We start from the raw sequence: 14,812 nt of genomic DNA on the forward strand, positions 1-14,812 counted from the left end.
CAAACCCTCACACACTTCCCCACACACCACCCACAGCACAAACCCTCACACACTTCCCCACACACCACCCACAGCACAAACCCTCGCACGCTCCCCCACACGCCACTCTACAGCACAAGCCCTCACACACTTCCCCACACATCACCCACAGCACAAACCCCACGCCCAATCTATTGAAACAATTCTCCGGCAGTGTCCCGTCGATTGACTTGACTTTTTCACAAAATTGTTTTGGCCAACCTCTGTTTTTTTATTAGCTTATTTTATTAGCCCATTTATTGCGTTCTCTTTTTTTCACGCTTATAAAGGTGAAAAGCCAGCACCACCACTCTCTTTACCAGCGCATAGGTGTTGCCGACAGCCCTTACATGAAAGCGGTTCATGAGAGACATTTTCCCTCCTTTCCTCACCCATTTTATCCACATGCCAACCCTGCTTATGACATAAAGCCAAGTGAACAAAATCGACTCAACATAAAGAGATTTTAAAGAAGAAAATCTTAAATATTCAGGATTATGATTCAAGTTGCATAATGAAAATTTATCTTCACAAATCAAAGTATTGCATTAAAGCAGAAACATGCTTTCCATCACTGTTTTTTTAATTCAGCAATTTTAGATTGACTTTCCTTTTTTTTATCCTATATCTTAGAACTATTCTAAAGTGCAAAGGATCAGAAAATGTTGAGATCGTTTTTTTCATTTGTACAACGTAAAGCTCTGTCCTTTCGTTCAGCACAAAAAATGCTCATTCAAACGCTTAAAAGAAAAGAACAACATGCAACGCTCTATTTAAAATATGCAAAAGCTTTAGAACCTTATTCTTCTAAGCAAGCAGCAGTTTTTACAGCAATGGGCATAGAAGAGCTTAAAAATTATAAAAAGCTTCTTTGCCTTGCTTGTAGCAATCGCGCAAGAACTATCGACCCATTGTGTAATCAATTTTCTCCCATAACAAACAAACTGCACCGTACAAACGCTCCAAGCGAATTGACCGATAAAGCAATGAAAAAACCCACAAAAGCACAAAAACAAACGCTTTTAACGTGGATTCAGCCTGGTCTCGCAGGTTTGATGGATGGCTCTGTCTCTACTCTTGCACCAATTTTTGCGGCAGCTTTTGCAACGGGTGATACGCACCAAACCTTTTTGATAGGGCTTTCATCTTCTGTTGGCGCTGGGCTTTCAATGGGGTTTACAGAAGCAGCACATGATGATGGGAAATTATCAGGTCGTGGGTCTCCACTCAAAAGGGGGCTTGCCAGCGGTATTATGACAACGCTGGGCGGATTAGGACATACTTTTCCTTATTTGATCAACTCTTTTTACATCGCGACGATTATTGCATTTATTATTGTTTTTTTCGAACTGTGGACAATTGTTTGGATTCAAAATAAATTCATGTCGACGCCTTTTTGGCGTGCCTCTTTACAGGTTATCATTGGCGGAGCTCTTGTTTTTGCCACAGGGATTATTATCGGCAGTATTTGAAGTGGCTACATAACAAATGGGAGCGGTGGAGCATACAGCCCCATGAGTTTTTCGTTCCCTATAAGCTTCTCGTTATTGAAATCCCAAGGAGCATGATATTGCCCTTCCTTTTTACTGCATATCTTTACCGGTTACATATTTACTGGTTACATGGAAGAGCTTTCGTTTTTTCCACAAATATTTTTATCAGTAATTTCTGCAAACAAATTCTCGATACATAAGCTTGAAGCCCCTCTTTCCCTTCACCCACTTTTTCTGAACAAGATCACAAAAAGAGTGATCTTTTCTCTTTTTTTGCTGCCACTTTTTACAAGTGATGATGTATAGAATCTCATTTTGTCGCCAACCTTCTTTTTGGCAACCTTTTAAAAACCACCCTCGTGACAAACATTGGAAACAACCTTCCCCCGCAAACCTTTATCGAAAAAGTTTTTACCGACTTGTTTTATGAGCGACTTTTGCTAGAGTAACACCGATTTTTCATATTTTAGACCTGTTGTACATTTTGGAGATGCCTTGACCATGCCTCATACGCAAACCAACGCGCACCTAAACAACCAAGATTCCCTTTCCCCTTCACGACCAATGACGTTATCGATTCAATATCTTGAGCATGGGCAAGGCTTAGAGGTTCCCTGCTATGCTACTGCAGGTTCTGCTGGTCTTGATCTTCGCGCAGCACTGGGTGAAGAAGAGACCGTCATTCTTTCTCCTAGGCAACGTGCACTTATTCCAACAGGTCTTATTTTTCACCTTCTCCCTGGGTTTGAAGCACAAATACGTCCACGCTCTGGTTTGGCTTTAAAACATGGCATCACCTGTTTAAACACACCCGGAACCATCGACAGCGACTACCGTGGTGAAGTGAAAGTTCTTCTTATTAATTTAGGACAAGAAGATTTTTCCATTCAACGTGGCATGCGCATTGCACAAACAGTCATTGCACCCATTATACAGGTGAATGTTTGCGTCATTGACCCCGATCAGAAAGAAGGCAACCAAAGCACGACAGGATGCCGAGGTGCTGGGGGTTTTGGTTCAACGGGCCACGATTAAAAGGCAACCAAAGCACGACAGAATGCCGAAATGCCAAAAGATAAAAATTCCAAGAGGATTTTGATTCAGCAAACCACGATTAACACGCAGTGAAAAAACCGTTGCCGGACTCTTGGCGGTATACGCCTCCATTCCAACCACTCACACCTTTCACCTCAACCTGCAGACAAAATACTATGTGCTCATTCCAACCATTTTCACTCTTCATCGTTCACCTTAGCCTGCGGAAAAAGCAACCATATACTCATCTCATCTTTCACCTTTCAGCTCAACATGTGAAAAGCGCCGCATACCCAATTCCAGCTAGTCTTATCCTTCACCTCCTCCTGGGTTGAAGCACAAATACGTCCACGCTCTGATTTAGTCTTAAAACACGGAATTACCCGCTTAAACACGCCCGGAACCATCGACAGCGACTACCGTGGTGAAGTGAAAGTTTTTCTCATTAAATTTAGGACAAGAAAATTTTTCCATTCAACGTGGCGTACGCATTGCACAAACAGTCATTGCACCCGTTATACAGGTGAATGTTTGCGTCATTGACCCCGATCAGAAAGAAGGCAACCAAAGCACGACAGAATGCCGAAATGCCAAAAGATAAAAATTCCAAGAGGATTTTGATTCAGCAAACCACGATTAACACGCAGTAAAAAAACCGTTGCCGGACTCTTGGCGGTACACGCCTCCATTCCAACCACTCACACCTTTCACCTCAACCTGCAGACAAAATACTACGTGCTCATTCCAACCATTTTCACTCTTCATCGTTCACCTTAGCCTGCGGAAAAAGCAACCGTATACTCATCTCATCTTTCACCTTTCAGCTCAACATGTGAAAAGCGCCGCATACCCAATTCCAGCTAGTCTTATCCTTCACCTCCTTACCTGGGTTTGAAGCACAAATACGTCCACGCTCTGGTTTGGCTTTAAAACATGGCATCACCTGTTTAAACACACCCGGAACCATCGACAGCGACTACCGTGGTGAAGTGAAAGTTCTTCTTATTAATTTAGGACAAGAAGATTTTTCCATTCAACGTGGCGTACGCATTGCACAAACAGTCATTGCACCCGTTATACAGGTGAATGTTTGCGTCATTGACCCCGATCAGAAAGAAGGCAACCAAAGCACGACAGAATGCCGAAATGCCAAAAGATAAAAATTCCAAGAGGATTTTGATTCAGCAAACCACGATTAACACGCAGTGAAAAAACCGTTGCCGGACTCTTGGCGGTATACGCCTCCATTCCAACCACTCACACCTTTCACCTCAACCTGCAGACAAAATACTACGTGCTCATTCCAACCATTTTCACTCTTCATCGTTCACCTTAGCCTGCGGAAAAAGCAACCATATACTCATCTCATCTTTCACCTTTCAGCTCAACATGTGAAAAGCGCCGCATACCCAATTCCAGCTAGTCTTATCCTTCACCTCCTCCTGGGTTGAAGCACAAATACGTCCACGCTCTGATTTAGTCTTAAAACACAGAATTACCCGCTTAAACACGCCCGGAACCATCGACAGCGACTACCGTGGTGAAGTGAAAGTTCTTCTTATTAATTTAGGACAAGAAAATTTTTCCATTCAACGTGGCGTACGCATTGCACAAACGGTCATTGTACCTGTTGTGCAGGTGAATGCCCGTTCGTCATTGACCCCGATCAGAAAGAAGGCAACCAAAGCACGACAGGGTGCCGAGGTGCTGGGGGTTTTGGTTCAACGGGCCACGATTAAAAGGCAACCAAAGCACGACAGAATGCCGAAGTGCCAAAAGATAAAAATTCCAAGAGGATTTTGATTCAGCAAACCACGATTAACACGCAGTAAAAAAAACCGTTGCCGGATTTTTGGCGGTACACGCCTCCATTCCAACCACTCACACCTTTCACCTCAACCTGCAGACAAAATACTATGTGCTCATTCCAACCATTTTCACTCTTCATCGTTCACCTTAGCCTGCGGAAAAAGCAACCGTATACTCATCTCACCTTTCACCTCAACATGTGAAAAGCGCCGCATACCCAATTCCAGCTAGTCTTATCCTTCACCCCAACCTGAAGAAAAGAGGCTATATATCCGTTCAAACAAGCTTCATCCTTCCCCTTTCATCTCAGCTTGCAGGAAAAGTGCCGTATCCCCTTTCTCAGCTCAGCGCCGCTGACCTATTTCAACCAGTCACAATAAACGGCAAAATCCCCCACATAACAAAACATATCTCTTGAGTTTGCGTAAGCAACAATCCCCATCACAGAAAGATTGGCGTTTCCCACAACACCTGCAACCATAACGCCTATAGCCACAACACTTACAACTACAGCACTGGACGCCAACAACACCTGCCTCACCTATCGGTATTTCCTTCCTCATTGCCAGATATATTACCTACCACTGTATTTGCCTTGCTGAGCTTTGCATCGCCAGCTGTATTTTTTGCCCTAACCTGGAAAAAAAGTACCGTACCATCATTTCAACTAGCCACAATAAACGGCAAAATCCCCTACATACCAAAACACGTCTCTTGAGTATGCATAAGCAACAATCCCCATCACAAAAACATTGGCGTTTTCTACAACACCTGCAACCATAACGCCTATAGCCACAACACTTACAACCGCAGCACTGGACGCCAACAACACCTGCCTCACCTATCGGTATTTCCTTCCGCATTGCCAGATATATTACCTACCACTGTATTTGCCTTGCTGAGCTTTGCATCACCAGCTGTATTTTTTGCCCCAACCTGGAAAAAAAGTACCGTACCATCATTTCAATCGGTCACGATGAACAGAAAAATCCCCTACATACCAAAACATGTCTCTTGAGTTTGCATAAGCAACAATCCCCATCACAAAAACATTGGCGTTTTCTACAACACCTGCAACCATAACGCCTATAGCCACAACACTTACAACCGCAGCACTGGACGCCAACAACACCTGCCTCACCTATCGGTATTTCCTTCCGCATTGCCAGATATATTACCTACCACTGTATTTGCCTTGCTGAGCTTTGCATCACCAGTGGTATTTTTTGCCCCAACATGAGAAGATTTTTGCAGCCCCATGAGACCAACTTTCGTATATCCAGCAGTTCGTATTTGACTAAGCAAATCCACCACAGTTCCATAATCGATTTCGGTATCGGCTTTGATCAAAATTTTTGTTTCGAGATTTTGGTTTGTTGCCTTTAACACAGCATCCATGAAAGCTGTTTGGTTAACAAGATGATCACCAACATAAAGAGAACGGTCTTTTTGCAAAGTCACATAAAGAGGCTTATCAGGCTGGGCCACAGCCGGTGCTTGCGTCATAGAAGGAAGTTGAACCGGAATCACTGATGTTGCCAAAGGTGCTGCCACCATAAAAACAATCAGCAACACAAGAACAACATCAATAAAAGGGGTAACATTAATCTCGTTGTGCAACCCACCATCATCAGTTTCCCAATCATCATCAAAGCTTGCTTTCATCTTTTATGACTTTTCCGTTGTCTGTGTCTGTCGAGTTCACGGCTCAAGAGTCTTTCAATTGCAGCAGCAATATCGCCCAAATCATTGCGATAACTGCTCAAAGCACGCATAAAGCTATTGTACATAATAACGGCAGGAATAGCTACAAAAAGTCCGATAGCAGTTGCAAGGAGTGCTTCGGCAATTCCAGGAGCAACCACATCAAGCCGAGTTGTTTGAGACTGCGCAATCCCAATAAAAGAATTCATAATCCCCCAAACCGTTGCAAAAAGACCAACAAAAGGAGCAATAGCACCAATGGTTGCAAGAACAGCACTTCCACATGCGATACGGCGTGTAGCAGCCAGCAAGCAGCGTGATAAAAGCGAATGCGCTCTTTCTTTGACGCCCTCATTCATCTCGCGGGCAATTTCTCCATGCTGATCAATTTCTTCATGGAAGAGAAAATCCTCATAAGCAAAATTTTGTTTGCCTTGTCTTGCACCAACTTGTCTTGCACCACCACCTTCACGAGAATCATCACCCGCCGTTTCAGCGCCGATGAGATCAACCTGCTGAGTAGAAAGATAAACCTCTTTTAGAACTTCTTTGAGAAAGAACACACCGGCGCCTTTACTCTCTTTCAAGCTCGCAGCCAAACGCGTAAGGGTCTGAGCATTAAGAACCAATTGCAGCTCAAAGCGCGCTCTTCGTTTTGCAAGGGTAATTTCAATGATTTTGAAAAAGGCGATTGTCCAAGATGCAAGAGAAGACAATAATAAAGTAACAATCACGGCTTTCACCACCCAATCAGCCGCCATGAACATAGAAAAAGGGGAAAGATCATGCGCTGAAAATACAGCAGACGCGTTCTCTAAGGGTCCTGTTTCAGATTCCATTTTTGCCTCACATTTTATTATTTTATCTTTTTGGCTTTACAGCTACACTCCCCACAGCATTACTTTTTCACAATACCACCTTCTTCATACAACTGCGCGTTAATCTAGGGAATAAAACTTGATAAATCAAGTATAGTTTTATTTTGAAAAAGAGCGTTTATAAGAAAGATTTTTCCAAAAAATTTTTCTCTCGCTGTGAAGAAATTGCTCTCACCAAATCAGTTTATCGCACAAAAAACCGTAATGAATTAAGACAAAAATCTTTTCAAGAAACAAAAGAATAATCACAGTTTTATCCCGCAATCCTCTATGATAAGCTGCTTAATTTTCGATGATAAATTAAAGAACTACAGATTGATTGATCAATAGAACGGACTTCTATCAATCCAATATCTCCCACAAAAATATTTCAAACTTTACGAAGAGAAGATTGTCCACACACGCTGAGACAAAGGCTCTTTTCTTGCGCCCCACCAGAAGAACTCCTCAAAAAAGAGTACCCAAAAGGATCTCATATATTGTTTTTATGGAAGATCAATCACCACACCCCTCACCACATTGAACAGCAAGATCCATCACAATATATGCAAGGCCTGTCACCATATTGGAACTAAAAAAGCCTTACGGCGTATGAAGGCAGAAAGGAATGCCCTCATGATCTCATGCTGATAGATTTTGGCAAGCCTATCATATCTATAAAATCCATCACACATCATTCCCCCGCACAATACATCCACCAACTGCAAAATTGCCTGAAAATGAATTGTATAGGCACACAAGATTCCTTTTATGAAAAAACTTTAAAATTGAACAAAGTGAGGGAACTAAAAAAACCGTTTGACGTTACAAAAGCAGTGAAAATTTTAGCGCAGAAGCAAATGATCACGATGAACACACAAAGAACAAATAACGGTAAGATAAAGAGAAGGAAAGAGCATCATGGCCAACAAAAAAACAACAGAGAATGATAAAATGGCAGCGGAAAAAAATTTACAAGGGCAATTAGAAAAGTTACGAGGTGAGATTTCAGGGATTACCTCGACACTGACAAATCTTGGTGCAAACAAATTGAATGCTGTAAAAAACAAAGCTGAAGAATTTTATAACTCTGCAAAAGAAAACAGTGAAGACATTGTGTCTCAAGCAAAAGATACCTTTAGCAATCTCGAACAAACCATGAACAAATGTGTTCGTAAAAACCCTGGGAAGAGTGTCCTGTTTGCAGCAAGTGTTGGTTTTATTCTTTCTCAATTATTGCGTCGTTAAGCAATGGACATGTTTATCACACCTCTTATAAACCATCTTATTGGTGGAGGACTCAAAAGCACTGCCAAAAAAATACGCTTTCAAGCCATTTGCGGAGTGGTTATTGGCATTTCATTGTTTTTGTCATTGGTCTTTTTATGCATAATCGGCTTTATTGCATTATGCTCGATTATGAAACCTCTTGCAGCAGCCAGCACGATGTTGTTTATTTGGCTTTTCATTGCAGGACTAGCGATTTTATTTGGCAAATTTTTCAAAGCCGTCCAGCGCTATGATCAACAGAAAAAGGCCGAAGAACAACGCCATAAGCTTATGACCGATGCAACCGTTTCTAGCCTTGCACTACTCAGCAAGTATTTACCTTTTTCTAAATTAAGCGTTCCAGTGCTTGGTCTTGTCACTTATTTTCTCTGGAAAAAAGAGAAAAAAGACCGCCTTTCAGATTAAACACTTCTTCGATAAAACAAAAACCTACGGTGTTTTCTCTAAAAGAGAAAACACCTCTTCTGAACCACCCATGTTGCAGCCCTATAAACTCTTGAAGATTAAACACAAAAGAAAACACGATACATAAGAATAAACAGAAAAATCGCGCCATTCTCACTGCCCTGAAAGATGAATTTCTGTGCAGAGCAGCAATTCCTTAAAGAGCATGCAACTCTTCAAACCACCCCCCACTCTTTCAAGAGCATAGCTCTCCTTCAAAGAACGCGCCACCAACCCTTTGAAGCGCTCTTCCGACAAAAATTTCTTAAAACTTGAGATTAAAATTTAGGGCTCACTCATTTCTCTCAGAAAGCCTTCAATCACAACGTGAAATGTCTTCAGCCACAACGCCAACACTTTTCATGCGAACACCCTTCACATCTCCCCCTTCACAAAGCGACTCAGCAGCACCATTCCACAAGCACCCACTTCTTGTTCCTCATATTCATGGATTATTCTGCCAATGCCTAATTCATACCCCTTCTAATGACGCTCCCATTTTTGAAAGCGTATCATGATGAGAAATAATATCAATCATCTCCGTCACCACAGTATCAAGAACTTTTCGTTCATCGCCTTCAGCCATAATGCGGATCACCGGCTCTGTCCCAGAAGCACGAATAACCAATCGCGCATCTTTTCCCAAACGCTGTGTTGCTTGGGCTATTGCTGTTTTTATGGAGCTCTTTTTCAACACATTTTTGTTTTGAATCGTTACATTTTTTAAAATTTGTGGCACCGGCTCAAAGCGTTTACACAATTGACTCATAGGCATTTGGCTTTCTTGCATACAAGCTAAAATCTGTAAAGCAGCCACTAACCCATCACCAGTTGTACCAAAATCACTCAAGACAATATGCCCTGAAGCTTCACCACCAATATTATATCCTTTTTGACGCATTGCATCAACAACATAGCGATCACCAACATTTGTCCGAATAAGCTCCAATCCTTGAGCACTCAAAAAACGCTCAAGTCCAAGATTTGACATAATGGTTGTCACAACACCGTTGCGTTGTAAGCGTCCTGTTTTATACCAATGTTCAGCAATCACAGCGATCAACTGATCCCCATCAATCATTTGCGCTTTTTCATCAACAATAAGAACACGATCCCCATCCCCATCAAGTGCGATCCCCACATCAGCGCGCACTTCATGCACTTTTTGTTTGAGAGAAGTCAAATCGGTTGAGCCACATTTGTGATTAATATTGGTCCCGTTTGGTGTATCATGAATAGGAAAAACTTCTGCACCCAATTCCCACAGAGCACGCGGGGCAGCTTTATAAGCAGCGCCATTTGCACAATCGACAACAATCCGCAAAGCATCCAAGCGTACATCCCGTGGTAAAGTTCGTTTAGCATATTCGATATAGCGATAAATATCACCCTCGACCCGTTTTACGTAACCAATTTCAGCACAACTCGCTAGAGATTTTGAAAGATCCGTATCGATCAATTGTTCAATTTTTTCTTCGACATCATCTGAAAGCTTAAAACCGTCAGGTCCAAAAAGTTTAATGCCATTATCATAATAAAGATTATGAGAAGCAGAAATCATAACGCCAAGATCCGCACGCAATGACCGACAAAGCATAGCAACAGCAGGCGTTGGGACTGGTCCCAACAAGAACACTTCCATCCCTGCAGCGGTAAGTCCTGCAACCAAAGCATTTTCCAGCATATAACCCGATAATCGGGTATCCTTCCCAATCACCACACGGTGCGGCCGATGTTGTGAGCGAAACAAAACGCCAACAGCCATTCCCACTTTCATAGCAAAATCTGGTGTCATAGGAAAAGAATTGGCCTTGCCACGAATTCCATCTGTACCAAAATATTTTTGTACCATTCCTATTTCCTTTATATCTACCTTTTTTCTTTCAACCCTAGCAGAACTTTGACACAACGAAATCCCCGATAGGGAACACCAACAGCCATTCCCACTTTCATAGCAAAATCTGGTGTCATAGGAAAAGAATTGGCCTTGCCACAAATTTCATCTGTACCAAAATATTTTGTACCATTCCTATTTCCTTTATATCTGCCTTTTTTCTTTCAGCCCTAGCAGAACCTTGATACAATAAGATCCTCGATAGAATAAGATGATTTGTATCTCTTCATTTCTTCAAACGCCCAAGATACAGACTCTATCCTTCATTGAAAAAAACTCTCTAAAAGCCATACCTACTCCACCACTTCGATTTCTCTATCCCATACATCAAGCACTCCCTCATTTTACCATATGATTCTTTAAAAAAACTAAAAAAAGCCTTATGCCTCCTCCCCAAAAAAGAACTTCCCCACACACTGTAAATCCACGAGCTACAAACAGCCCCAACACACACAGGCGTAAGCCATACCATACAAACGGCAAACACACGAACAAGCCAACGCTAACGCGCCGCAAACCTTCCCCCACACACACCGTAAACCCACGGGCTACAAACAGCCCCAACACACACAGGCGTAAGCCATACCATACAAACGGCAAACACACGGACAAGCCAAACCCACGCGCCGCAAACCTTCCCCCACACACACCGTAAACCCACGGGCTACAAACAGCCCCAACACACACAGGCGTAAGCCATACCCTACAAAACACAAACACACGAACAAGCCAAACCCACGCGCCGCAAACCCACGAATCATAAAGCCGCTCTTACACATACCCTCAATATTGCGTTAAAGGCGCAAGCAAAGCTTACGCCTTTAAAAACTTCACTGAAAATCTTTCGCAAAACAGTGCGACTTAAGTATCGTTAGAAGACTCCTCTTGACCTTTATCATGTTCTGAAGCATCCGATTTTTTTTCATGACTGCTTTTCGCTTTAGAACGATTTTCTGCTTTAGCAACATTCTTAGTGCTTGAAACTTTTTTTCCAGTTTCCTGAGATGTTGCCCGAGATGCTGATTGAGATGCTCCTTGAGACTTGGCCGGTTTAGACTCAGAAACACTGGATTTAGCATCACGAGATTTTATTGTTTTCTTTTCTACTTTTTCTGCCTCTAGCAGAGCCCCACTTGCTTTCTCATGACCCGTTTTATCAGCCTTTGTGTCTTCGTCTTTGATATCATCGAAATTGACCCTAGCGCCCGTTTTAGGCACTGAAGAAACACGTAGCGCAGCGTTCTCATCCTTTTGTGTGCGTGAAGGTGGTTTTCCTGCGATGACTTCGTTAATTTCAGCACCCGTAAGTGTCTCATACTCCAACAAACCTTGAGCAAGAGCGAACCATTCTTTCTTTTTGGTTTTGAGAATTTTTGTGGCAGCTGTATAAGCATCATCAATGAGCTTACGCACCTCAGCATCAATCATGCGCGCTGTTTCCTCCGAAACATTTTGTGTGCGTGCAACAGAATGCCCTAAAAAGACTTCATCTTGATTATCACCATAGGCAACATTTCCCAACAGATCAGAAAACCCCCATCGTGTGATCATGGCGCGGGCTAATTTTGTCGCTTGTTCAATATCAGAGGCAGCACCAGAGGTAATATTTTCTTTTCCAAATTTCAATTCTTCAGCCACACGTCCGCCCATCATAATAGCCAAACGCGAAACCATCCACCGGTAACTCATGGAATAGCGATCCCCTTCAGGCAATTGCATCACCATTCCCAGTGCTCTTCCTCGTGGCACAATTGTTGCTTTATGGACTGGGTCTGCAACAGGAACGTTAAGAGCAACGATAGCGTGCCCAGCTTCATGATATGCAGTGAGCTCTTTTTCCTCTTGTGTCATCGCGGTTGAACGACGTTCAGCACCCATCATCACCTTATCTTTGGCATCTTCAAACTCTTGCATCGTCACAACTCTTTTATTGCGGCTAGCAGCCATAAGAGCAGCTTCATTCACAAGATTCATGAGATCAGCACCGGAAAACCCTGGTGTACCTCTTGCCAAAACTTTCAGATCAACATTGGGTGCTAAAGGGACGTTGCGCACATGGACTTTTAAAATTTGCTCACGCCCAGAAACATCAGGGTTTGGCACAACCACTTGCCGATCAAAGCGCCCTGGTCTTAACAAAGCAGGGTCGAGCACATCAGGACGGTTTGTTGCGGCAATCAGAATGATACTTTCATTGGGTTCAAAACCATCCATTTCGACCAAAAGCTGGTTTAAGGTTTGTTCACGTTCATCATTTCCGCCACCTAGTCCTGCACCACGATGACGCCCAACAGCATCGATTTCATCAATAAAAATAATACATGGCGCATTTTTTTTAGCCTGTTCAAACATATCACGTACGCGGCTAGCACCAACACCGACAAACATTTCAACAAAATCAGACCCTGAAATGGTAAAGAATGGTACATTGGCTTCTCCTGCCACAGAGCGAGCGAGCAAGGTTTTACCGGTTCCTGGAGGGCCAACAAGCAAAACACCCCGTGGGATACGTCCACCCAAGCGTTGAAATTTTTGTGGTTCACGTAAAAATTCGACAATTTCCTGGAGATCTTGCTTTGCTTCTTCAACGCCCGCAACATCCTTAAATGTCACACGTCCTTGTGCTTCATTAAGCAATTTTGCTTTTGACTTACCAAATCCCATTGCCCCGCGTGAGCCACTTTGCATCTGCCGCATAAAGAAGATCCACGCCCCAACGATAATAATAACAGGCAACAAAGAAAAGAGGAGATTGAGAAAAATATTGTTTCCAGAACTTTCAGGAATCGCTTTAATATTAACGCCCTTGTTTCCCAACTTTTCTACCAAATCTGGATCATATGGCGCATAGGTTGAAACGCCTCTATTGTCAACGGTTTGCCCAGTTAATTTTTGACCTTGAATAGTTACATTTTTAAGTTCGTTACTTTCAACTTTTTGCAAAAATTCAGAATAGGAGATTTCTCTTCCCCCAGAACGCTGCCCCCCTCCATTAAAGAGAGAAAACGATACAATCAAAATCAAAGCAATAACCCCCCAAATGAGGAGAGAGCGATAATTAGAATTCATATTCGGCCCACTTAATCAAATACAGATTTCAAATATTTCCTCTTAACATATAATCTTGTCTGTCCCTTGCCAAGAGATGAGAGGATGTTTATTCTTTTTTAGAGCGATTTTTCTTTATCTTTGCACCTCAAAATAAAAAAAAGGTTCAACAACATTCACAAAATCAGCATCTTCGCGTAACAAAAGCCAATCAAAAGGTGCCATAACGCGCTTGATATGCACATTGTGATGAAAAACAGTCTGATGAGTCAACTCTGGAATATCAGATCCTTTATCACTTGAGAGCATCAACAGTGATTGCAAAGAGGGAAAATGAGGGCGTTCAAGCTGAAAGGTTTTGTTTTTGAGTAAAAGCTTCAACTGTTCCAAACTTGCCGCTCCAACCTTTATGGCATGGGATTCATGATTCATAATCTGATAACGCCTATCCCATAAAAAAGTTTTTCCTGATGCAATCATTGCCTCTTTCATGTTTCGGGATTCACGCCAAAGAGCAATCCCATTTCTGTTATATTCAATGACAGACCCAACGAATGTCAAGCGTTGCTTTTCAGGAAAGAGAAAACAAATCCTTTGAAAAAGAGTCCTTAATTTTTGGGTCGGAAGCAAATAAGAACCACCGCCCATCAACACAGCAAAAAGCCCAACAACGAACGGAAAGGCTGGATGCCTGTGTAAGAATGCCCCAGGCTTTGCGATAAAACAACGTCCCTGTTCGACAACAATATCGAGAGCTAAGATCAAATCAGCAACCATGCGTGCCTGTTGACGGCGTTTTAATGCAGCTTCATGAACTCTTTGTGCGATATCGGTTAATTTTTGAGAGGGAAGAGATTGGCGCACACGCACGCGTTCAAAATTGCGATCTTCATTTGTTGGATCCTCAATCCAGCTTTTGCCTTTTAAGCGCAAATAAGCACGCAATGTTTGGCGTTTTACACCAAGAAGTGGGCGAATCAAGCGTATTTTTCGACGCAACAAAGCCTCACGCGTAATACAAGATAAACCACGCTCCCAGAACACCTCATCACTTTTCTCATCCATAAGAAAGCTTTTTTGCGCAATATTTTTTCCAGTTTTTGTAGAATAAATCTCTTTACGCATGCACTCGGCGACTTCCTGCTGCAAAACGCCAGCATCGCCGCCCGAAACCGCAAACACATGCCCACCATGCACGCACCCGAAACCATCACCATGCT

General features: G+C 42.6%; 14 protein-coding genes and 3 pseudogenes. 8 read left to right on the plus strand and 9 right to left on the minus strand.

Features of this window, described 5'->3' with window-relative positions; translation table 11 throughout:
* From BN67_RS14645 to dut (BN67_RS12585), 6 genes and pseudogenes are all read left to right on the plus strand, one after another.
* Positions 1–208 (plus strand): hypothetical protein (locus tag BN67_RS14645; protein WP_210160697.1); only part of this gene is annotated, 208 nt, incomplete at its 5' end.
* Between the two features lie 472 nt (positions 209–680).
* Positions 681–1,490 (plus strand): VIT1/CCC1 transporter family protein, encoded by an 810-nt coding sequence (locus BN67_RS03565; protein WP_019222769.1) that lies wholly within the window; start codon positions 681–683, stop codon positions 1,488–1,490.
* 522 nt (positions 1,491–2,012) lie between these two features.
* A complete protein-coding gene (gene dut / locus BN67_RS03570) occupies positions 2,013–2,546 on the plus strand; it encodes a dUTP diphosphatase (protein WP_019222770.1) in 534 nt (177 codons plus the stop codon).
* A gap of 296 nt (positions 2,547–2,842) precedes the next feature.
* Positions 2,843–3,147: pseudogene (gene dut, locus BN67_RS13490) on the plus strand (dUTP diphosphatase); the annotation flags it as partial.
* Between the two features lie 252 nt (positions 3,148–3,399).
* Positions 3,400–3,706 (plus strand): annotated as a pseudogene (dut, locus tag BN67_RS11475) (dUTP diphosphatase); the annotation flags it as partial.
* Positions 3,707–3,958: 252 nt separating this feature from the next.
* Positions 3,959–4,285: pseudogene (dut, locus tag BN67_RS12585) on the plus strand (dUTP diphosphatase); the annotation flags it as partial.
* Between the two features lie 428 nt (positions 4,286–4,713).
* On the opposite strand, the gene BN67_RS14070 reads toward dut (BN67_RS12585), so the two are convergent.
* The 5 genes from BN67_RS14070 to BN67_RS03615 form a co-directional block, all read right to left on the minus strand.
* Entirely contained in the window at positions 4,714–4,896 is a 183-nt protein-coding gene (locus tag BN67_RS14070) for a hypothetical protein (protein ID WP_156791622.1), read from the minus strand.
* A 126-nt stretch (positions 4,897–5,022) separates the two neighbouring features.
* On the minus strand, positions 5,023–5,196 hold the full coding sequence (locus BN67_RS14075) for a hypothetical protein (RefSeq protein ID WP_156791623.1): 174 nt from the start codon (positions 5,194–5,196) through the stop codon (positions 5,023–5,025).
* Between the two features lie 117 nt (positions 5,197–5,313).
* Positions 5,314–5,496: a hypothetical protein gene (locus tag BN67_RS03605; protein ID WP_019222774.1), complete on the minus strand. Its 183-nt coding sequence runs from the start codon at positions 5,494–5,496 to the stop codon at positions 5,314–5,316.
* The gene (locus tag BN67_RS03610) at positions 5,493–6,020 is read right to left on the minus strand and encodes a biopolymer transporter ExbD (RefSeq protein ID WP_019222775.1); all 528 of its coding nucleotides are present in this window, start codon (positions 6,018–6,020) and stop codon (positions 5,493–5,495) included. The genes BN67_RS03605 and BN67_RS03610 overlap by 4 nt, the downstream gene beginning before the upstream one ends.
* Entirely contained in the window at positions 6,017–6,898 is an 882-nt protein-coding gene (locus tag BN67_RS03615) for a MotA/TolQ/ExbB proton channel family protein (RefSeq protein ID WP_019222776.1), read from the minus strand. Before BN67_RS03615 ends, BN67_RS03610 begins: the two co-directional genes overlap by 4 nt.
* A gap of 939 nt (positions 6,899–7,837) precedes the next feature.
* Here BN67_RS03615 and BN67_RS03630 point away from each other — a divergent pair.
* Positions 7,838–8,164, plus strand: coding sequence for an ElaB/YgaM/YqjD family protein (locus BN67_RS03630; protein WP_019222779.1), 327 nt, complete (start codon positions 7,838–7,840; stop codon positions 8,162–8,164).
* A gap of 3 nt (positions 8,165–8,167) precedes the next feature.
* Entirely contained in the window at positions 8,168–8,611 is a 444-nt protein-coding gene (locus tag BN67_RS03635) for a hypothetical protein (protein WP_026088150.1), read from the plus strand.
* A 511-nt stretch (positions 8,612–9,122) separates the two neighbouring features.
* Here the strand turns inward: BN67_RS03635 and glmM are convergent.
* The 4 genes from glmM to BN67_RS11485 all read right to left on the minus strand — a co-directional run.
* Positions 9,123–10,502 carry a phosphoglucosamine mutase gene (gene glmM / locus BN67_RS03650; protein ID WP_019222783.1) on the minus strand — a complete coding sequence of 460 codons (1,380 nt, stop codon included), beginning with the start codon at positions 10,500–10,502 and terminating at the stop codon, positions 9,123–9,125.
* A 590-nt stretch (positions 10,503–11,092) separates the two neighbouring features.
* Positions 11,093–11,305 (minus strand): hypothetical protein, encoded by a 213-nt coding sequence (locus BN67_RS03665; RefSeq protein WP_019222786.1) that lies wholly within the window; start codon positions 11,303–11,305, stop codon positions 11,093–11,095.
* Positions 11,306–11,405: 100 nt separating this feature from the next.
* The gene (gene ftsH, locus BN67_RS03670) at positions 11,406–13,613 is read right to left on the minus strand and encodes an ATP-dependent zinc metalloprotease FtsH (protein ID WP_019222787.1); all 2,208 of its coding nucleotides are present in this window, start codon (positions 13,611–13,613) and stop codon (positions 11,406–11,408) included.
* A gap of 114 nt (positions 13,614–13,727) precedes the next feature.
* On the minus strand, positions 13,728–14,812 hold a 1,085-nt coding region (locus BN67_RS11485), incomplete at its 5' end, for a PP-loop family protein (protein ID WP_019222788.1).

It is taken from the genome of Bartonella rattaustraliani AUST/NH4, from assembly GCF_000312565.1.
Lineage (GTDB): Bacteria > Pseudomonadota > Alphaproteobacteria > Rhizobiales > Rhizobiaceae > Bartonella > Bartonella rattaustraliani.

Coding starts and splice junctions, on each gene's coding strand:
- dut (WP_019222770.1), top strand. CDS start 2,013: ATGCCTCATACGCAAACCAACGCGCACCTAAACAACCAAGATTCCCTT.
- glmM (WP_019222783.1), bottom strand. CDS start 10,502: ATGGTACAAAAATATTTTGGTACAGATGGAATTCGTGGCAAGGCCAAT.
- BN67_RS03635 (WP_026088150.1), top strand. CDS start 8,168: ATGGACATGTTTATCACACCTCTTATAAACCATCTTATTGGTGGAGGA.
- BN67_RS03615 (WP_019222776.1), bottom strand. CDS start 6,898: ATGGAATCTGAAACAGGACCCTTAGAGAACGCGTCTGCTGTATTTTCA.
- BN67_RS03610 (WP_019222775.1), bottom strand. CDS start 6,020: ATGAAAGCAAGCTTTGATGATGATTGGGAAACTGATGATGGTGGGTTG.
- ftsH (WP_019222787.1), bottom strand. CDS start 13,613: ATGAATTCTAATTATCGCTCTCTCCTCATTTGGGGGGTTATTGCTTTG.
- BN67_RS03630 (WP_019222779.1), top strand. CDS start 7,838: ATGGCCAACAAAAAAACAACAGAGAATGATAAAATGGCAGCGGAAAAA.
- BN67_RS03665 (WP_019222786.1), bottom strand. CDS start 11,305: ATGATTCGTGGGTTTGCGGCGCGTGGGTTTGGCTTGTTCGTGTGTTTG.
- BN67_RS03565 (WP_019222769.1), top strand. CDS start 681: ATGTTGAGATCGTTTTTTTCATTTGTACAACGTAAAGCTCTGTCCTTT.